At 53.1% G+C, this 17,435-nt stretch carries 21 protein-coding genes; 20 read left to right on the forward strand and 1 reads right to left on the reverse strand.

Features of this window, described 5'->3' with window-relative positions; translation table 11 throughout:
- Positions 1-12: 12 nt before the first annotated feature.
- The 17 genes from H9L42_RS01110 (at position 13) to mobQ (ending at position 12,802) form a co-directional block, all read left to right on the forward strand.
- Positions 13-1,326 carry a thymidine phosphorylase gene (locus H9L42_RS01110; protein ID WP_187301625.1) on the forward strand — a complete coding sequence of 438 codons (1,314 nt, stop codon included), beginning with the start codon at positions 13-15 and terminating at the stop codon, positions 1,324-1,326.
- Positions 1,327-1,564: 238 nt separating this feature from the next.
- Positions 1,565-2,386 carry a ParA family protein gene (locus tag H9L42_RS01115; protein WP_187301626.1) on the forward strand — a complete coding sequence of 274 codons (822 nt, stop codon included), beginning with the start codon at positions 1,565-1,567 and terminating at the stop codon, positions 2,384-2,386.
- Entirely contained in the window at positions 2,343-3,269 is a 927-nt protein-coding gene (locus tag H9L42_RS01120; RefSeq protein ID WP_187301627.1) for a ParB/RepB/Spo0J family partition protein, read from the forward strand. Before H9L42_RS01115 ends, H9L42_RS01120 begins: the two co-directional genes overlap by 44 nt.
- 14 nt (positions 3,270-3,283) lie before the next feature.
- Positions 3,284-3,562, forward strand: a complete 279-nt coding sequence (locus H9L42_RS01125; RefSeq protein WP_087283100.1) for a DUF5720 family protein — start codon at positions 3,284-3,286, stop codon at positions 3,560-3,562.
- A 23-nt stretch (positions 3,563-3,585) separates the two neighbouring features.
- On the forward strand, positions 3,586-3,777 hold the full coding sequence (locus tag H9L42_RS01130) for a hypothetical protein (RefSeq protein ID WP_187301628.1): 192 nt from the start codon (positions 3,586-3,588) through the stop codon (positions 3,775-3,777).
- A gap of 64 nt (positions 3,778-3,841) precedes the next feature.
- Complete coding sequence (locus H9L42_RS01135; protein ID WP_187301629.1) at positions 3,842-4,705, forward strand: DUF6017 domain-containing protein; 864 nt, start codon at positions 3,842-3,844, stop codon at positions 4,703-4,705.
- A 37-nt stretch (positions 4,706-4,742) separates the two neighbouring features.
- Complete coding sequence (locus H9L42_RS01140) at positions 4,743-5,480, forward strand: BRO family protein (RefSeq protein ID WP_187301630.1); 738 nt, start codon at positions 4,743-4,745, stop codon at positions 5,478-5,480.
- A 21-nt stretch (positions 5,481-5,501) separates the two neighbouring features.
- The gene (locus tag H9L42_RS01145) at positions 5,502-5,807 is read left to right on the forward strand and encodes a DUF5720 family protein (RefSeq protein ID WP_187301631.1); all 306 of its coding nucleotides are present in this window, start codon (positions 5,502-5,504) and stop codon (positions 5,805-5,807) included.
- A 103-nt stretch (positions 5,808-5,910) separates the two neighbouring features.
- Positions 5,911-6,402, forward strand: coding sequence for a PcfB family protein (locus tag H9L42_RS01150; protein ID WP_187301632.1), 492 nt, complete (start codon positions 5,911-5,913; stop codon positions 6,400-6,402).
- Positions 6,399-6,710 (forward strand): conjugal transfer protein TraG, encoded by a 312-nt coding sequence (locus tag H9L42_RS01155; protein ID WP_187301633.1) that lies wholly within the window; start codon positions 6,399-6,401, stop codon positions 6,708-6,710. Before H9L42_RS01150 ends, H9L42_RS01155 begins: the two co-directional genes overlap by 4 nt.
- Positions 6,711-6,757: 47 nt before the next feature.
- On the forward strand, positions 6,758-8,608 hold the full coding sequence (locus H9L42_RS01160; protein ID WP_330593136.1) for a recombinase family protein: 1,851 nt from the start codon (positions 6,758-6,760) through the stop codon (positions 8,606-8,608).
- 78 nt (positions 8,609-8,686) lie between these two features.
- The gene (locus tag H9L42_RS01165; protein WP_173828629.1) at positions 8,687-8,878 is read left to right on the forward strand and encodes a transposon-encoded TnpW family protein; all 192 of its coding nucleotides are present in this window, start codon (positions 8,687-8,689) and stop codon (positions 8,876-8,878) included.
- A 134-nt stretch (positions 8,879-9,012) separates the two neighbouring features.
- Positions 9,013-9,315 carry a hypothetical protein gene (locus tag H9L42_RS01170; RefSeq protein ID WP_173828630.1) on the forward strand — a complete coding sequence of 101 codons (303 nt, stop codon included), beginning with the start codon at positions 9,013-9,015 and terminating at the stop codon, positions 9,313-9,315.
- Positions 9,316-9,399: 84 nt separating this feature from the next.
- Positions 9,400-9,960 (forward strand): RNA polymerase sigma factor, encoded by a 561-nt coding sequence (locus tag H9L42_RS01175; RefSeq protein WP_173828631.1) that lies wholly within the window; start codon positions 9,400-9,402, stop codon positions 9,958-9,960.
- On the forward strand, positions 9,957-10,673 hold the full coding sequence (locus tag H9L42_RS01180; RefSeq protein WP_173828632.1) for a hypothetical protein: 717 nt from the start codon (positions 9,957-9,959) through the stop codon (positions 10,671-10,673). Before H9L42_RS01175 ends, H9L42_RS01180 begins: the two co-directional genes overlap by 4 nt.
- Before the next feature lie 89 nt (positions 10,674-10,762).
- Positions 10,763-11,026 carry a DUF3847 domain-containing protein gene (locus tag H9L42_RS01185; protein WP_243235590.1) on the forward strand — a complete coding sequence of 88 codons (264 nt, stop codon included), beginning with the start codon at positions 10,763-10,765 and terminating at the stop codon, positions 11,024-11,026.
- Positions 11,027-11,290: 264 nt separating this feature from the next.
- Entirely contained in the window at positions 11,291-12,802 is a 1,512-nt protein-coding gene (gene mobQ, locus H9L42_RS01190) for a MobQ family relaxase (protein WP_187301634.1), read from the forward strand.
- Positions 12,803-12,863: 61 nt separating this feature from the next.
- Here mobQ and H9L42_RS01195 read toward each other — a convergent pair whose 3' ends face one another.
- A complete protein-coding gene (locus H9L42_RS01195) occupies positions 12,864-13,064 on the reverse strand; it encodes a DUF4177 domain-containing protein (protein WP_173828634.1) in 201 nt (66 codons plus the stop codon).
- Positions 13,065-13,276: 212 nt separating this feature from the next.
- Between H9L42_RS01195 and H9L42_RS01200 the strand changes: the two genes are divergently transcribed.
- The 3 genes from H9L42_RS01200 (at position 13,277) to H9L42_RS01210 (ending at position 17,431) form a co-directional block, all read left to right on the forward strand.
- Positions 13,277-15,055 (forward strand): AAA family ATPase, encoded by a 1,779-nt coding sequence (locus tag H9L42_RS01200; RefSeq protein ID WP_465270630.1) that lies wholly within the window; start codon positions 13,277-13,279, stop codon positions 15,053-15,055.
- A 154-nt stretch (positions 15,056-15,209) separates the two neighbouring features.
- Positions 15,210-15,344, forward strand: coding sequence for a hypothetical protein (locus H9L42_RS17315; RefSeq protein WP_417891346.1), 135 nt, complete (start codon positions 15,210-15,212; stop codon positions 15,342-15,344).
- Positions 15,345-15,787: 443 nt separating this feature from the next.
- A complete protein-coding gene (locus H9L42_RS01210; RefSeq protein WP_187301635.1) occupies positions 15,788-17,431 on the forward strand; it encodes a recombinase family protein in 1,644 nt (547 codons plus the stop codon).
- The last annotated feature ends 4 nt before the right edge of the window (positions 17,432-17,435 follow it).

Genomic DNA, 17,435 nt, shown 5'->3' on the forward strand with positions numbered 1-17,435 from the left:
GGGGATAAAGAGATGAATATGAATGATCTGATTATCAAAAAAAGAGACGGAGGGATTCTTGACGAAGAAGAGATCCGTTATTTTGTGGCAGGCTATACACAGGGAAAGATACCGGATTATCAGATGTCGGCGATGCTGATGGCGATCTATTTTAAGGGCATGAACAAGGAGGAAACCTGCAGCCTTACAGTTGCCATGAGGGATTCCGGCGACATTGCGGATTTATCTTCAATAGAAGGTGTTAAGGTGGATAAGCATAGTACCGGAGGCGTGGGAGACAAGATGACGCTGATTGCCGGGCCTATTGCGGCGGCCTGCGGTGTTCCGGTTGCCAAAATGAGCGGAAGAGGCCTGGGGTTCACCGGAGGGACTGTGGATAAACTGGAGTCTGTTCCGGGTTTTCAGACGACGATTACGGAAGAGCGTTTTGTGGAACTGGTCAATAAACATGGAATTGCTGTTATTGGACAGACCGGGGAAATCGCTCCGGCGGATAAAAAGATTTACGCGTTGCGTGATGTGACGGGAACCGTTGAAAATATCAGCCTGATTACCTCCAGCATCATGAGCAAAAAACTGGCGTCCGGCAGTGACGGAATTGTACTGGATGTAAAGTTCGGGGACGGCGCCTTTATGCAGACGCAGGAGGAGGCAGAAGAACTGGGGAACCTGATGATCGAAATCGGAAACGCGGCCGGCAAAAAGACCGTCGGTCTGATTTCCTCAATGAATCAGCCTCTCGGCAGGGCAGTCGGTAACAGTATGGAGGTTATCGAAGCCATTGATACGCTGAAGGGGAAAGGACAGGGCGAGAAGGATCTCATCGATCTTGGCCTGAATCTGGCGGGACTCATGCTGTATGCCGGAGACAGAGCAAGCTCTTTGCGGGAGGGATTTGATATGGCGGCGGAGGCGCTGCGAAACGGGTCCGCTCTTGAAAAAATGAGGCAGCTGATAGAGGGGCAGGGCGGCGATCCCAGGGTGATCGAAGACCGCAGCCTGTTTCCGCGGCCTGCCTGCAAGATGGAAGTACGGGCTCCGCGAACCGGTGTGGTAACAAAACTGCGCGCGAAAACTGTGGGAATCGCGTCCCAGCACGCCGGAGCGGGAAGGATGACCAAGGAAGAATCCATCGACCCGACGGCGGGAATTTATCTCGTATGCAAAGAAAATTGTCCGGTGGCGCGGGGAGACGTACTGGCTGAAGTTCATGGAAAGGATGAGGCAAAGGTGCAGGCCGCGGCGAAGATTCTGGAGACCGCCTATGAGATTGGCGAGCAGGGCGGCCCGGAAGAACCGGTCGTGAAAACGTTGATCGGCGTGTAAAAAGGTTTCCGCAGTGAAGCAAGGTGGAAGGAGGAAACTGCATCTGAAATGAAACCTTCAAAATACATTTGCGCAGGCATCCTGGCCCATGTGTGAGCTAAAAGACGGTCACAACTGCTAAATAAAACTGAATAATGCAATAAAGCCGCTTATTTTTTGAAATAGGCGGCTTTTTAACTTACTAAGGCCATTCAAGGAAACTTGAGTGGCTTTTTCTGTTTTAAGGAGGAATTGATCTTTGAATACTCAAATCATCGCCGTTGCCAACCAGAAGGGCGGCGTCGGCAAGACAACGACCTGTGCCAACTTAGGCATCGGGCTGGCCCAGGCCGGGAAGAAAGTTCTGCTGGTGGATGCTGACCCGCAGGCCAGCCTGACCATCAGCCTGGGTAACCCGCAGCCGGACAAGCTGCCCTTCACCCTCTCGGACGCGATGGGCCGCATCCTGATGGATGAGCCGATCAAACCCGGCGAGGGCATTCTCCGCCACCCGGAGGGCGTGGACCTCATGCCCGCTGACATCCAGCTGTCCGGCATGGAGGTGTCGCTGGTGAACGCTATGAGCCGCGAGACCATTCTGCGGCAGTATCTGGACACGGTGAAGGGACAGTATTCCCATATTCTCATTGACTGCCAGCCCTCCCTGGGGATGCTCACAGTCAACGCGCTGGCCGCCGCCAACCGGATCATAGTCCCCGTCCAGGCGGAGTATCTGCCCGCCAAGGGTCTGGAGCAGCTGCTGTCTACCATCAACAAGGTCAAGCGACAGCTGAACCCGAAGCTCCAGATTGACGGCATCCTGCTGACGATGGTGGACAACCGCACCAATTTCGCCAGGGAAATCGCCACCCTGTTGCGGGAGACCTATGGCAGCAAAATCAAGGTGTTCGGAACCGAGATACCCCACTCGGTCCGGGCCAAGGAGACCAGCGCCGAGGGCAAGAGCATTTATGCTCACGACCCCGGCGGCAAGGTGGCCGAGGGGTACAAAAATCTGACGAAGGAGGTGTTGAAACTTGAAAAGCAGCGCGAAAAAAGTAGAGCTGGCATCGGTCGATGATCTGTTTTCCACCGAGGAAGGCCGGGCCGACGCCCAGCGTGAAAAGGTTATGGAGATACCGCTGTCTGAATTGCACCCTTTCAAGGACCATCCCTTCAAAGTCAAGGATGACGATGCCATGATGGAGACCGCCGACAGCATCCGGCAGTACGGCGTTCTGGTTCCTGCCATTGCACGGCCAGACCCTAACGGAGGCTATGAACTGGTAGCCGGACACCGGCGGCACCGGGCCAGCGAACTGGCGGGCAAAGAGACCATGCCGGTCATTGTTCGGGACCTGGACGACGACCAGGCCACCATCATTATGGTAGACAGCAATCTTCAGAGAGAAAGCCTTCTCCCCAGTGAGAGGGCTTTTGCTTATAAGATGAAGCTGGAGGCCATTAAACATCAGGGAGCCAGAACAGATTTAACTTCGGCCCAAGTTGGGCCGAAGTTGACCGCAGCAGAGAAAATCGCAGAGAACAGCCCTGACAGTAAATCTCAAATCAAAAGATTTATCCGCCTGACCGAGCTGATTCCCGAACTACTGGACATGGTGGATGAGAAAAAAATCGCTTTCAATCCAGCCTATGAATTATCGTTCCTCAAACCGGAGGAACAGCAGATGCTATTAGATACGATGGACTATGAGCAGACCACCCCTTCTCTCTCCCAGGCCCAGCGGATGAAGAAATTCAGCCAGGAAAGGAAACTCTCGGAGGATGTGATGCTCGCCATCATGTCAGAGGAAAAGAAGGGCGATCTGGACAAGGTTACGCTGACTGGCGACACCCTTCGCAAATATTTTCCTAAAAGCTACACGCCTCAGCGGATGCAGGAGACCATCATCAAACTGCTGGAACAGTGGCAGCGCCGACGCCAGCAGCAGCACGACCGCTGAGAAAGGAGTTGCCTATGAGGGATATTTCAGCCAGGGAGCTGAAAGGACATAACATTCTCGCCGTAGAGCGTTTTCGGGATGAGACCCGCTGGATGATTGAGTTCTCCGTCCGTTCTCCCCGCGCCGCCTATGGCAGCCCCGGCGATGAGATGCGCCTGTTTTTGACTGAGGATGGCTATCAGGCCGCTCTTTTGAGCCAGCAGCGCCGGGAAATCAAGATTAAGCGGTACGCCCACATTATCGAGGGGCATATCCTCGGCTTCAAACCGAAAAAACACCGCCGTCACTCGTAAACAAGCACCCAGGAAAGAAAGGAATGAATATGTGTACAATAAAAAGCATCCAGGATGCCATCCGGGAGTGCTGCCAGTCCCAGCACGATATGGAGCCTATTGAAATTGACCAGATTGTTGATAACCTTCCGTTTTTCAAGGAAAAAAGCCTGTTCGACACGCCGCCACTGCCCAAGCCGCCTTATGGCCGGAGAAAGCGGCCCCACAGCAACTGACCGCCGCAATTCATTTTGGATTGCGGCTTTTTTCATGCCCTGAGAACAGGAAGGAGTGAAGCAAATGGCCGTATTTCGCATTGAACGGACCAGAGATTATACCGTAATGAGCAACCATCATCTTCGTAACGTGGCGCTGTCTCTGAAGGCCAAGGGGCTTTTATCCATGATGCTGTCCCTGCCGGATGACTGGAACTATACCACCCGTGGCCTTGCGAAAATCTGCAAGGAGGGCGTGGACGCCATCGGTGGGGCGCTGCGGGAGCTGGAACGGGAGGGCTACATTGTCCGCCATCAGCTGAGGGACGCCCAGGGGCGGATCAGCGACACCGAGTATGTGATCTATGAACAGCCCCAGCCCAAAGTGCCGGATATTCCTTCACCGGATACGGCTGCGCCAGATACGGATTCACCAGATACGGAAAAGCCCGCAGAATTAAATATAGAGCAATTAAATATTCAAAAACCAAATACTCAGGGATCAAGTATCGATTCCATTCCCTTCCGGGAAACAGCGGCGGGAAACCCGCCGGAACGGAAAGGAAGGGATGCGATGTCGATGGAGGAAATGCAGAATTATCGAGAATTGATTCTGGAGAACATCGAGTACGACCACCTGCGCAGGCAGTTTGCCACTTACCGGGAGGACCTGGATGAGATCGTGGAGCTAATTGTGGAAACGGTCTGCGCCAGACGGAAAACTACCCGGATCGCCGGTGCGGACTTCCCCCATGAGGTGGTACGCTCCCGCTTTTTGAAGCTGGACAGCGGACACATTGAGTTTGTCATGGAGTGTATGCACAAGAACACCACCGAGGTCCGCAACATGAAACAATACCTGCTGACAGTGCTGTTCAACGCGCCCACTACCATGAGCAATCACTACACGGCACAGGTCAACCACGATATGTACGGCGGCGGCTGGTAAACAGCCGCTTTTCTATTGCGCCAGAAGGAGGCAAGACATGAACCAGATGGAAATTTTCAAGAACCCGGAGTTCGGCAGCATCCGTGTGGTCGAGGAAAACGGCAGGTATCTGTTCTGCGGAACGGATGTGGCCGCTGCTCTGGGGTATAGCAATCCCCGCGATGCGCTGCGTCGGCACTGCAAGGGAGTCGTGAAACGCGACACCCTTACGGACGGTGGACCTCAACAGCTTTCATTTATTCCCGAAGGAGACGTTTACCGCCTTATCGTCCATAGCCGTCTGCCCTCGGCGGAGCGGTTTGAGCGGTGGGTATTCGATGAGGTACTGCCCTCCATCCGAAGACAGGGGGCGTACATTACGCCGGAAATGCTCTGGAAGGCAGCCACCACGCCGGAGGCCCTGATGAAGCTCTGCTCCGACCTGCTGGCCGAACGCGAGAAAAACGCCGTCCTGCTGGAAACCAATGCCAAGCTGCAAGGCAAGGCGTTCTACTTCGACGCCTTTATCAAGGCGGGCCGCTGTACCAACCTGCGGATCACCGCCAAGGAGCTGGATGTGCCGGAACGCCGGTTCGTCCGGTTCCTGCTGAATGAGCGGTTCGTCTACCGATCCCCGTCCGGCTGTGTGCTGCCATACGCCAAGCCGGAGAACGAGGGGCTGTTCTGTGTGAAGGACTTTTACAGCAACGGCTATCTGGGGGCATATACCCTGGTCACGCCGGAGGGCAAGCGGCTGTTCGCTACCCTGCGGGACCAGATTCTGATGACGGTGTAAGCCGGGAAAGGAGGATTCCCAATGGGAAAAACGATAGGAGAACTGATGGAAGAAATGCGGATCAAGGCCGGTGCGCAGAACTATCACGGCCATGAATACATGGACCTTCAGCGGTTTGCAGAGGACACTCGGCACATGATTATCTTCGATGTGCTGACTGACGATTCCCCTGTGGGCTGGAAGGGAGAACGGACCCGCCTGTTTCTGACAGAGGCGGGTTACCAGAAAAGCCTGGAGAACCAGGAGAAGGGCCATATCAAGATTCTCAGCCATGCGAAGGTGCGCCAGGGGCATCTGTACTACGACCGCCCCGAACAGCTGCGCTGACGGAGGATGTGATATGCGGCTGTATTACCTGCGGCGGCTGGTGGTCCCGCCTTAGTATTCAAACGCCACCCCTGCAATTCTGCCAGAAAGGAGGCGATGACCCATGCAGGAAGAAGTGGAAAACAGGACTTTGACGCTGGTGGTCAGCGGCACAAAGTTCACCGGGCGGCTGCTGAAAGCCGCCATCTCCAAGTATTTGGCCCACCGGAAAGCGAAAAAGCTGGAAAAGCAGCGCAGCCGGGACGCTCCCGTAATTCCGCACGGCAAGCAGACCGTCAAGCAGCTGGGCGGCCAGAACCAGGGGGTCTCCAATATCGAGATCACCGACCCGTCCATCAAGGACTTTGAGCGGATTGCCCGGAAATACGGCGTGGACTATGCGGTGAAGAAAGAACGCAGCAGCTCCCCGCCTAAGTATCTGGTCTTTTTCAAGGCCCGTGACGCGGACGCCCTCACCTCGGCCTTTACCGAGTACACCAACCGGAAGGTCAAAAAGGCACAGCGCCCGTCGGTGCTGGAAAAGCTCAGCAAATTCAAAGAACTGGTGCAGCACGCCGTTGTGGACCGGGTGAAGCGGAAGGAGCTGGAACGATGAAGAAGCAGATCAACATCAAAAAGCTCATCCTGCTGAACCTGCCCTACATCCTGGTCGGGCTGTTTGCCACCAACTTCGGAGAGGCATGGCGGCTGGCCCAGGGCGGGAACGCTTCGGAAAAGATGCTGGGGCTGTTCGCCGTCCTGCCTAATGCGCTGGGGAGCTTCTGGCCCAGCCTCCACCCGCTGGATTTGCTGGTGGGCATCTGCTGCGGGGCTGCCCTGCGGTTGGCAGTCTACCTGAAAAGCAAGAACGCCAAAAAGTACCGGCACAATGTAGAGTATGGTTCGGCCCGCTGGAGTGCATAATTTTAAGTGTAAAGGAACTCTACATGGACGCACAGGAGGTTATGCACATGACTGATTATAGCAAAATCACAGCCCTTTACTCCCGCCTTTCCGTAGGCGACGAGGACAGGGACGGCGGCGAGAGCAACAGCATACAGAACCAGAAAATCTTTTTGGAGAACTATGCCAGACAGCTAAAATTGACGAATATCCGGCACTACATCGACGATGACGAAAGCGGCAGATTTTTTGACCGTTCTGCCTACTCCCGCATGATGGAGGACGTGGAAAACGGGAAAATCGGCGTTTGCATTATGAAAGACCTTACCCGCTGGGGGCGCGACTATCTCCAAGTCGGCAACGCTATGGAGATATTCAGACGGAACAACGTGCGCTTTATTGCGGTCAACAACGGCATTGACAGCGAGAAGCCCGACACATTGGAGTTTGCGCCCTTTATCAACATCATGTCGGAGTGGTACGCAAAGGACATCAGCAAGAAAGTGAAAACGGGCATTAAGACCAAAGGCATGAGCGGAAAGCCGATTGCCACCGAAGCCCCCTACGGCTATATGAAAGACCCGGACAACAAGGATTTTTGGATAATCGACGAGGAAGCCGCCGAGGTTGTGCGTCTTATTTTCCGTCTGTTTATCGGCGGGAAGAACCGCAACCAAATCGCCGTGTATCTGAAAAACGAGCAAATCCCTACCCCCACTTTCTACATGAAAGACCGGGGACGGGGGACGTGCAAAAACAAGGCGCTCAATGAGGATAACCGCTGCAAGTGGAACAAAGCCACTTTGACCCATATCCTTACGCGGCAGGAGTATTGCGGCGATGTAGTCAATTTCAAGACCACAAAGCATTTCCGGGACAAGCGGAACCACTATGTAGACCGGAGCCAATGGCAGATAACCGAAAATGTGCATGAGCCGATTATTGACCGCACCGACTTTGAAACCGCACAGCGGATTTTGGAAAACGCGCCCGTCAAACGACCCAACGGGGACGGGGAAATCCACCCTTTGTCGGGCTTGCTTTTCTGTAAGGATTGCGGGGCAAAAATGCACATCCGCATAGATTACAGAAACGGCGGCAAGCGGCACGTTGCCTATTGCAGCGAGTACCACAAGGGGAAAGCCAAAAACCCCAAGTGCCATTCCCCGCACATCATTGACGCTGACTTGCTCATGCAGACCGTCGCGGAAGTGCTGAAGAAAATCGAGGACTACTCTATCAGCAACCGGGCGGAGTTTGAAGCCTTAGTGAAAAAGAACCTTGCCATGCAGCAGACCGACCAGACCAAGAAGCAGCAGAAACGTATCCCGCAAATCACGACACGCCTTGAACAGATTGACAAGGTGCTGAATAAGCTCTATGAGGACAACGCCCTCGGCACTATCCCGCAAGACCGCTACGAACAAATGTCGCAGAAGTATTCAGAAGAATACTACACACTGAAAACGGAGCTTGCGGGGCTGCAAGAGCAGCTATCCGCTTATGAGAACGCGGGAGGACGGGCGCAGAAGTTTTTGAAGCTGACGGAACGCCATGCCGCCTTTACCGACCTTACCCCCGCCATTCTCAACGAGTTTATCAGCCGGATTGAAGTGCATGAGCGCGACCAGAAAAGGGCGAGATACGCAATCCAGCACATCAGCATATATTTCAACTATATCGGCAGGTTTGAGAACGAAGTGACGCAACTTGCAGAGCCGACCGAGCAGGAAATCCGGCAAATGCGGGAGGAAATCGAAGAAGCCAAAAAGGAAAAGAGCCGCGCCTACCACCGGCAGTATTCAAGGGAGTACCGGGCGCGAAACCTTGAAAAGCAGCGGGAATATGACCGTATCAAGGCGCGGGAATACCGGGCAAGGAGAAAGGCGCAGACCGCCGCCGCACAGCTCACACAGTAAAACAGAATAACCGACAATCAAGAGGGATTTTCCGGCTACGGGAAGTCCCTCTTTTGCGCCCGGAGAAAGGAGCCGCCTATGGCAGAACAGACCCCCGACAGTATCATCACGACCCAGAGAAACGGGCAGACCATTGTTGCGGAGCTATTTTTCAATCACAGCAGCACAGAAACATTCCGCGACAAGCTGCTCAAACTGATACTTGCCGACAGTTCGCGTTTATCCGCGTCTGACGGTCAAGAGCCGGAAAAAACAGAAATCTTGCGATAACAGCCGCCCCGACGAACCATTCCCCGTCCGGGCGGTTTTTATCGTCAAAAACGCTGTTTTCCCCAAGTCAAGAGCCGGAGAAAACACCCGAAAAATGCCCCTATTGCGTAACAGGGGCTCAGGAAGGAGCTTGCATGAGAACAGGGCTTACCAAGCAGGAAAAGACCACTGATATTTGGTTTGACGAGAAAGACCCCCTTATCCATATCCGCACCCACAACACCGCCTTGAAAAAGCGTCTGCTTGCATACAGCCGCCGTTATCCGGCGATCTGCCAGCAGACCGACGCAGACCCGGAAACAGGCTGCATGGAGTTCGATATTGAGAAAGGCCGTTTCTCTTTCCGTCTGACCGCCCCATACAGTGAAGAACGCCGCCGAGCCGCCAGCGAAGCGGCGAAAGCTGCCGCGAGCAATCTCACGCGAAGTGTGGTATAATTTTTTTGAAAAAGTTTTGGATTTGATGTAGTATTCGCCGCTAAAACCGTAGTATATAGGTGAAGCCGGAAAGGAGGCGGTGAGATGATAGACGATGAAAAAATCATAGAAATGCTCTTTGAACGGTCAGAGCAAGCCATACGGGAGCTGGACATTAAATACGGAAAAATCTGCCACAACCTCTCGTACAACATCGTGAACAACAGGCAGGACGCGGAGGAATGCGTCAACGACGCTTACTTAGGCGCATGGAACGCCATTCCCCCGGTACGCCCTAACCCCTTGTTGTCCTACATTGTGAAAATCGTTCGGAACATATCGCTCAAAATCTATTGGAGAAAGGAAGCAGCAAAACGAAGCGGACACTATAAGATTGCCTTAGAGGAAATCGAGGGCTATATCGCAGACCAGAAAACTGTGGAAGATGAAATCGAAGCCAGAGAGTTAGCCCGTATCATTGGAGAGTTTTTGGACACGCTGACCCTCGAAAACCGCGTCATTTTCATGCGCCGCTATTGGTTTGCCGATAGCTACAAGGACATAGCCGAGTTTATGGGGCTTTCGGAGAAAAACATCTCCGTCCGGCTGACCCGTATCCGCGAGAAGATGAAGCAATACTTGATTGAAAGAGAGGTATTTGTATGAACGCGAAAAAGTTTTCCGACGCTATGAGTGAGCTTGATACAAAATATGTTGATGAAGCCCTTAACTACAAGAAGAAAGCAAAGAAGCCCGGTTGGATTAAGTGGGGAACTATGGCGGCTTGCTTTGCGGTGATTGCTGTTTTGGGCGTAGGCGTATTTCAAAGTGGATTGTTCGGGAACAAAACTGACATTGCCACTTTGGAAAACGGGACGGAGATTGTTTTTGTAAAATCAGAAATGACTGCCTCAAGTATCGATATCGATGGAACGGTAACGACAAGACAGCTTACAGAGGACGAAATTGCAACGCTGTTTCCCAATTTGCCCGTTACGGCTCATGCAATTTTCAAGACCAGCGATATGGACGCAGGCAATTCTCCGGAATTGATTGGTTTTGAGGGGAATATTGGAAACGCCAAAATGGTAATCTCCACAACGAATATTTCACTACTTGATACAGAGATTAGTGGAAACGAAGAAATCTCCACAGTCAATGGAACAAGCGTAACTGCGGGATATTTTGTAACCGACCCGAACAGCAACGGGGAACAGAACGCTATTTACTATGCGACTTTTAAGTTGGGAGATAGTACTATATATGTTGAAAATGATGGTGCAAAAACGGAAAGCGAAACTATAAAGAACGATTTGGCTACCATTATTCAAGAACTAATAAATAATGGTGCGCTTGACCTAAGTGCCATCAATGGATAACCCTCTGAAAACTTAATATCACTTATCAGGGCAGCCGAGAAATCGACTGCCCTTTTTCCATGCCTACGGGCAGAAAGGAGCGACCATCTATGACGAAGCCAAGAGAGAAAACCCGCGAGGAATTGACCGCCGAGATTGAGGACGGGAAGAAGAAAATCCGGCAGTTTGAGAACCGGGAGAAAATCATCAAGCAGAAGTTATCCGTTGAGGAACGCAAGGCGAGGAACCACAGGCTTTGCAAGCGCGGCGGCTTCATGGAGAGCCTTGTGCCGGAGCTGATTGCCATGCCGGACGAGGACGCGAAAGCCTTTTTACGGCTTGCCTTGACGAGCGAGCCAGCACAGGAGTTTTAAAAAAAAACGAGCCGAGAACGGGAACGCGGAATAATCCCTTTGGAACAAAGGGCGCACTTATACACTCTTGCGGGCGTGTGCGCTCTGCCGAGGGCTTATCTCCGCACAGGGAACTTTCCCCGCGCTCCGATATGGCGGCTTTGCCGCAACAAGGGGCTGCACCCCTTGCGCCGCTTTGCGGCTATCCCTGCACACCCACAAAAACAGTACACCCGCCTTTGGCGTCTGTACCATTTTTGCGGGTTTTGTTATCCTATCCGGGAGGTGATACCCATAGCCATTTACCATTGTAACATCGGCATAGTCAGCCGAGGAAAAGGCAAGTCAGCCGTTGCCGCAGCCGCCTACCGAAGCGGCGAGAAAATCACAAACGAATGGGACGGAATGACCCATGACTACACCCGCAAGCGCGGCGTTGTCCATACGGAAATCCTACTGCCGCCCCATGCCCCGCCCTCTTTCTCTGACCGCGCTGCCCTATGGAACAGTGTGGAGCTTTACGAGAAAGCCGGGAACGCCCAGCTTGCCAGAGAGATTGACGCAGCACTCCCCATAGAATTATCCAGAGAGGAACAGATCCGGTTTGTCCGGGAATACTGTTCCTCTCAATTTGTTTCAAGAGGAATGTGCGTTGATTTTGCCATTCACGACACCGACAGCGGCAACCCCCATTGTCATATCATGCTTACCATGCGACCCCTTGACGAGCGCGGCGCATGGGCGGCGAAGTCCAAAAAGGAATATGACCTTGACGAGAACGGCGAGCGTATCCGCTTGCCAAGCGGCAGATACAAGACGCACAAAGTTGACCTCACAGGCTGGAACGACAAGGGCAACGCCCTCTTGTGGCGCAAGGCATGGGCGGATATTTCAAACGCCTACCTTGAACGCGCCGGAAGCCGGTCGCGTATCGACCACCGCAGCAACGCCGAGCGCGGCATTGACGAGCTGCCTACCGTCCACATGGGCGTGGCGGCTTGTCAAATGGAGAAGAAAGGCATAGCCACCGAGAAAGGCGAGCTGAACCGGAATATCCAAAAGGCGAACCGCCTTATCCGGGAAATCCGGGCGCAGATTGGAAAACTCAAAGAATGGATTGGCGAGCTGTTCAAGGCGCGGGAAACCGCCCCGGAGCAGCCCCCGCAATCCCCCGGCCTTGCAAATCTGCTGATGAAGTATTTAAGCGTTCAGAGAGAAAAGAGCCGGAAGTATTCGCAGTATTGGCAGCAACAGCACGCCGCCGATGAACTGAAAACCGTTGCAAAGGTGGTCAGCTATCTTTCCGAGCATGGCATTTCTACTCTTGACGAGCTGGACGCTGCCCTTTCCTCTGTCAGCGACCAAGCCGACGCTATCCGGGAGGGCATGAAAGCCGCCGAGAAGCGCATAAAAGAACTGCAAAAGCTGATTGAATACGGGAGGAACTACACAGAGTACAAGCCCATTCACGACGAGCTGAAAAAGCTGAAAAATGGCTGGACGAGCAAGCGCGACAAGTACGAGGAAGCCCACCGCGCCGAGCTTACCCTATGGAATGCAGCGAGCCGCTATCTCCATGCAAGTCTGCCGAAAGGGACAAAGCCCCCCTTGCCTATTTCTGAATGGGAAAAAGAGTATGCCACCCTTAGCGGGCAGAGAACAGCGGAATATACCAAGCTGAAAGAAACCCGCGCCAAGGTTGCCGAACTGCACAATATCCGCAAGTGCGTGGATATTGCGCTGAAAGCCGACCAGCCGGAGCAGACCCGCGCCAAGCGGCACGAACAGGAGCGATAAGGAAAAGGACGGGCAAGCTGCCCGGCTTGTCCGTCCTAAATGCTTTCCGATAAACTGGGATTTATACTTCTCTTTCAAAAATAATTTGATAGCATACAGGGGTATTAACCCCCGATTTCTCATTGATTGGTGTAACAATTTGTTTTAATCGCCAGCCTTGTTCTGCTTCTAAATTTATTACTTTTTTACATTCTTCAAATGTAATGCCTGCTAATCCTGCTTGTTTCTTTACTTCAACAAATTTGTATTCATACTTTTTCATAATCATACGCCTCCACCACTTCCAATTTGTTGATTTCATTATACTTAGAAACTATGAACAATTCAACCACAGAAAGCGAGGTATCAGTCATGTACTACACCCAAGAACAGATAGACCGGGCGAACCAAGCCGACCTTGTTTCTTTCCTGCAATCACAAGGCGAGCAGCTTACCCGCGCTGGGAATGAGTACCGCTGGAAACGGCACGACAGCTTGACCGTCCGGGGAAACAAATGGTACAGGCACAGCCAGAGCAAGGGCGGCGGCCCCGTTGATTTTGTTATGGAGTTTTTCGGCAAGAGCTTCACCGAAGCCGTGGAACTTCTCACAGGAGAAAAGGGAGCCGCACCGCCGCCGGACAGACCTTGCCCCGCGCCCCTTTCCGACTTCCGGCTACCGTCCCCAAACAGCGACAACCGAACAGCGAGGAACTACCTCACAGCAGCCCGCCGCATTGATGAAGATGTGACGGGCTTTTTCTTTGCCCGCGGCGATATTTACGAGGACGCAGCCCACCACAACGCCGTATTTGTGGGGCGGGACGAGGACGGAATACCGCGCTACGCCCACAGCAAGGGAACGGCGGGAAACTTCCGGCTTGATGTGAAAGGCAGCGACAAAGCCTTTAATTTCTGCTACCGGGGCGAGGGAGACAGGCTTTTTGTCTTTGAAGCCCCCGTTGACCTGCTCTCTTTCCTCTGCCTGTTCAAAAAGGCATGGCAGAAGCAGAGCTATTTGTCATTGGGCGGCGTGGGAGAAAAAGCCCTGTTGCGTTTCCTCTCTGACCGCCCGAACATCAAGACCGTTTACCTCTGCCTTGACAGCGACCAAGCAGGAAACGACGCTTGCAGCCGCCTTGCGGAGCTTGTGCCGGAGGGATATACCGTCCACCGCTTTGCGCCGCTGTTTAAGGACTGGAACGAGGTATTGCAGCACCGGGCGGAAATCACAGACGGGAAGTATATCCGGGAAGCGGTTTACGGCTTGAAAGAGCCGCCGCAGGAAGAAACCGTTGAGATTATCCGTATGAGCGAGGTTGACACACAGACCGTTGAATGGCTATGGGAGCCGTATATCCCTTTCGGGAAAGTAACCATTGTGCAAGGCAACCCAGGCGAGGGCAAGACCACCTTTGCCCTACGCCTTGCCGCCGCCTGCACCACCGGGGGAACGCTGCCGGGAATGAAGCCCTTGCCGCCATTCCAAGTGATTTACCAGACCGCCGAGGACGGGCTGGGCGATACCGTCAAGCCCCGCTTGATAGAAGCCGAAGCCGACCTTGACCGCGTGCTTGTGATTGATGAAGCCAAGCGGGAGCTTACCCTTTCCGACGAGCGCATAGAAAAGGCAATCACGCAGAACGGGGCGCGGCTGATTATCCTTGACCCCATACAGGCGTACATGGGCGAAAAGACCGACATGAACAGGGCAAACGAAGTGCGCCCCATGTTCCGCCGCCTTGCCGATGTTGCCGAGCGTACCGGGTGCGCCGTTATCCTTATCGGACACCTCAACAAAGCCGCCGGAGGGCAGAGTGCATACCGGGGATTAGGTTCTATCGACTTCCGCGCCGCAGCAAGGAGCGTCCTGCTGATCGGGCGCGTAAAGCGGGAGCCAAATGTGCGTGTTATCGTCCATGACAAATCTTCCCTTGCGCCGGAGGGCAAGCCCGTTGCCTTTTGCCTTGACCCGGAAACAGGCTTTTCATGGATAGGCGAATACGACATAACCGCCGACGAGCTGCTGTCCGGCGCGGGCGGGAACACCGCCACCAAGACCGAACAGGCGGAACGGCTGATATTGGACTTGCTTGCAGACGGGAAAGAGCTTGCCAGCGAGGACATTGTAAAGGCCGCAGCCGAAGCCGGAATATCCGAGAGGACAGTACAGAACGCCAAGCGCAACATGGGCGGTATTTTAGGCGCAAGGCGTGTCGGCGGTCAATGGTATAACTTCCTCAAAAAGAAGCAGCCGCCCGAACCCGCAAGCTGAAAGTGCAAAACGCAGACCCTTTGCACTTTGCACTTTCGCACTTTCACGATAATTTGCGTCAATAACTCAAAAAAGCACTTGACAAAACGCTTCATGGGGTACGGCGGAGGACATCGCACCCTATATTGACCCGGTGTTCCAGAACAACGTCATTTTGACACAAACAGAACGTCTGACCATGAACAGCCGTCCCAAGAACCCGAAAACCGCAAGGAACAAAAATGTGCTGGTCATCGGCGGAAGCGGAAGTGGTAAACCTTCTATGCCTTTGATTTGCAGATGGGCATAGAAAATTGCCGTCCTGACCGGAGCCGGAAAGAGACGGTCAGGATTATCAGTGCGGAAGAAACCGGAGAGGGTTTTGCAATCCTGATCCGAGTGGAAATGCCGGGACAATATCCGACACACACGCAACGCATAGGGCTTGAAACCGGATTTGCGATCATTCGGAATATAACAGCCCCACGAGGCCGCACTGTCACTCCGGCGCACGGCGCAAAGCTGTGGGACAAAGAGATATGCTATGCCGGGTATGAATTGACATACCGCTGAAAATGGGCGAAAGCCCCGGAGAGGCAGATAAAAAGCTGCCTGATAATCACAAACTGAAGACCCGCTTCTGGTTGAAGCCAAACCTGATGCAAATGCACAGTTCCTATGTAATCACCGATCCAAAAGGGTTAATCTATTAAGGACAGAGAAAATAAAGCCGCAGAAAGTGAGGTGCAGAGCATGAGGACAGCCACAGAAGCCAAGAAAATCACAGCTTTATACGAGCGTTTGAGCCGAGATGATGAATTACAAGGCGAGAGCAACAGTATCAAAAACCAGAAACAGCTTCTTGAAAGCTACGCCCACAAGAACGGCTACTCCCCTATCCGGCACTTCACAGATGACGGAGTAAGCGGAACGACTTTTGAGCGTGAGGGCTTTCAAGCCATGATTGCCGAGGTAGAAGCCGGAAATGTGGGCGCAGTTATCGTAAAGGACATGAGCCGCTTTGGGCGTGACTATCTGAAAGTCGGTTTTTACACCGAAGTCATGTTCAAGGAAAAGGGCGTGCGGTTTATCGCTATCAACAACGGCATAGACAGCGCAAACCAACAGGACAGCGATTTTACCCCGTTCCTAAACATTATGAACGAGTGGTACGCAAGGGACGCAAGCCGCAAGATACAGGCGGTTTTCAAATCCCGTATGCAGGACGGCAAGCGTGTTTCCCCAAGCGTTCCCTACGGCTATTTGAGAAGCCCCGAAGATAAACAGAAGCTAATCATTGATGAAGAGCCTGCCGCCGTTGTGCGCCGGATTTATCAAATGGTAATCGAGGGGAAAGGCGTTACCGCCATAGCGGATATTTTGACCGCTGAAAAGGTGCTGATACCGTCAGCCTACGCAAAAATCCATTGCCCCGAAAACGACCACAGCAAAGGCTTTACAAATCCCTATCTCTGGTCTGCCACTGCCGTTTCCTATATCCTTGAAAAGCAGGAATACATGGGGCATACGGTACTGGGAAAGACAGTCAGCGTCAGCTACAAGACCAAGAAGCGGCGTAAGGCAGAGCCGGACGAACTGATGATTTTCAAGAACACCCACCCCGCCATTGTGGACGAGGAAACGTGGCATTTAGCGCAGAAACTACGGAAAACCGTCAGAAAGCCAAGCTATGACAGACCGCCCCACCCCTTGACAGGGCTTGTCTATTGCGCCGATTGCGGCAGTAAAATGACGCACCGGCAGCCAAGCCCCACCAAGAAAAAGAAGTATGACGCAGACGACGCTTATATCTGCGGCAGTTACCGACAGCGCACAAGGGATTGCACTATGCACTTTATCAAGACTTCCGTTTTATGGGAACTGATTTTAACGGCAATACGGGAAGTCAGCGACTATGTACGGCAGGACGAAAAGGCGTTTATCGACAAGGTACAGCAGACCTCTACCGTCCAAATGGCGGAAACACAGAGGGAGCAGAAACGGCGGCTTGCAGAAGCCACCGAGCGCAACGGGGAACTCAATACCCTAATCAAGAAGCTGTACGAGGGCAACGCCACAGGCAAGATACCCGACAAGCATTTTGAACGGCTGTTATCCGAGTATGACAGCGAGCAGACCGCACTGGAAACCGAGATAGAGGACTTGAAAGCGCAGATTGACAGCTTCAACGAGGACAGCGCAAAAGCCGATAAATTCATAGCCGTTGTGCGGCGATATACGGATTTTACGGAACTTACCACCCCCATGCTGAATGAGTTTATCGAAAAGGTGGTAGTCCATGAAGCCACAGGCGGCAGGACGGACAGGAAACAGAAAATTGATGTGTATTTTAACTTTGTCGGGCAGGTGGAACTACCGCCGCCGGATAAGGCATGACAGG

It is taken from the genome of Zhenpiania hominis (assembly GCF_014333425.1).
GTDB lineage: Bacteria > Bacillota > Clostridia > Peptostreptococcales > Anaerovoracaceae > Hominibacterium > Hominibacterium hominis.

What these genes read in the sequence shown, in the direction of transcription:
- H9L42_RS01110 (WP_187301625.1), top strand. Translation starts at nt 13, where the DNA reads ATGAATATGAATGATCTGATTATCAAAAAAAGAGACGGAGGGATTCTT.
- H9L42_RS01125 (WP_087283100.1), top strand. Translation starts at nt 3,284, where the DNA reads ATGAGGGATATTTCAGCCAGGGAGCTGAAAGGACATAACATTCTCGCC.
- H9L42_RS01130 (WP_187301628.1), top strand. Translation starts at nt 3,586, where the DNA reads ATGAATATGTGTACAATAAAAAGCATCCAGGATGCCATCCGGGAGTGC.
- H9L42_RS01135 (WP_187301629.1), top strand. Translation starts at nt 3,842, where the DNA reads ATGGCCGTATTTCGCATTGAACGGACCAGAGATTATACCGTAATGAGC.
- H9L42_RS01140 (WP_187301630.1), top strand. Translation starts at nt 4,743, where the DNA reads ATGAACCAGATGGAAATTTTCAAGAACCCGGAGTTCGGCAGCATCCGT.
- H9L42_RS01145 (WP_187301631.1), top strand. Translation starts at nt 5,502, where the DNA reads ATGGGAAAAACGATAGGAGAACTGATGGAAGAAATGCGGATCAAGGCC.
- H9L42_RS01150 (WP_187301632.1), top strand. Translation starts at nt 5,911, where the DNA reads ATGCAGGAAGAAGTGGAAAACAGGACTTTGACGCTGGTGGTCAGCGGC.
- H9L42_RS01155 (WP_187301633.1), top strand. Translation starts at nt 6,399, where the DNA reads ATGAAGAAGCAGATCAACATCAAAAAGCTCATCCTGCTGAACCTGCCC.
- H9L42_RS01160 (WP_330593136.1), top strand. Translation starts at nt 6,758, where the DNA reads ATGACTGATTATAGCAAAATCACAGCCCTTTACTCCCGCCTTTCCGTA.
- H9L42_RS01165 (WP_173828629.1), top strand. Translation starts at nt 8,687, where the DNA reads ATGGCAGAACAGACCCCCGACAGTATCATCACGACCCAGAGAAACGGG.
- H9L42_RS01170 (WP_173828630.1), top strand. Translation starts at nt 9,013, where the DNA reads ATGAGAACAGGGCTTACCAAGCAGGAAAAGACCACTGATATTTGGTTT.
- H9L42_RS01175 (WP_173828631.1), top strand. Translation starts at nt 9,400, where the DNA reads ATGATAGACGATGAAAAAATCATAGAAATGCTCTTTGAACGGTCAGAG.
- H9L42_RS01180 (WP_173828632.1), top strand. Translation starts at nt 9,957, where the DNA reads ATGAACGCGAAAAAGTTTTCCGACGCTATGAGTGAGCTTGATACAAAA.
- H9L42_RS01185 (WP_243235590.1), top strand. Translation starts at nt 10,763, where the DNA reads ATGACGAAGCCAAGAGAGAAAACCCGCGAGGAATTGACCGCCGAGATT.
- H9L42_RS01195 (WP_173828634.1), bottom strand. Translation starts at nt 13,064, where the DNA reads ATGAAAAAGTATGAATACAAATTTGTTGAAGTAAAGAAACAAGCAGGA.
- H9L42_RS01210 (WP_187301635.1), top strand. Translation starts at nt 15,788, where the DNA reads ATGAGGACAGCCACAGAAGCCAAGAAAATCACAGCTTTATACGAGCGT.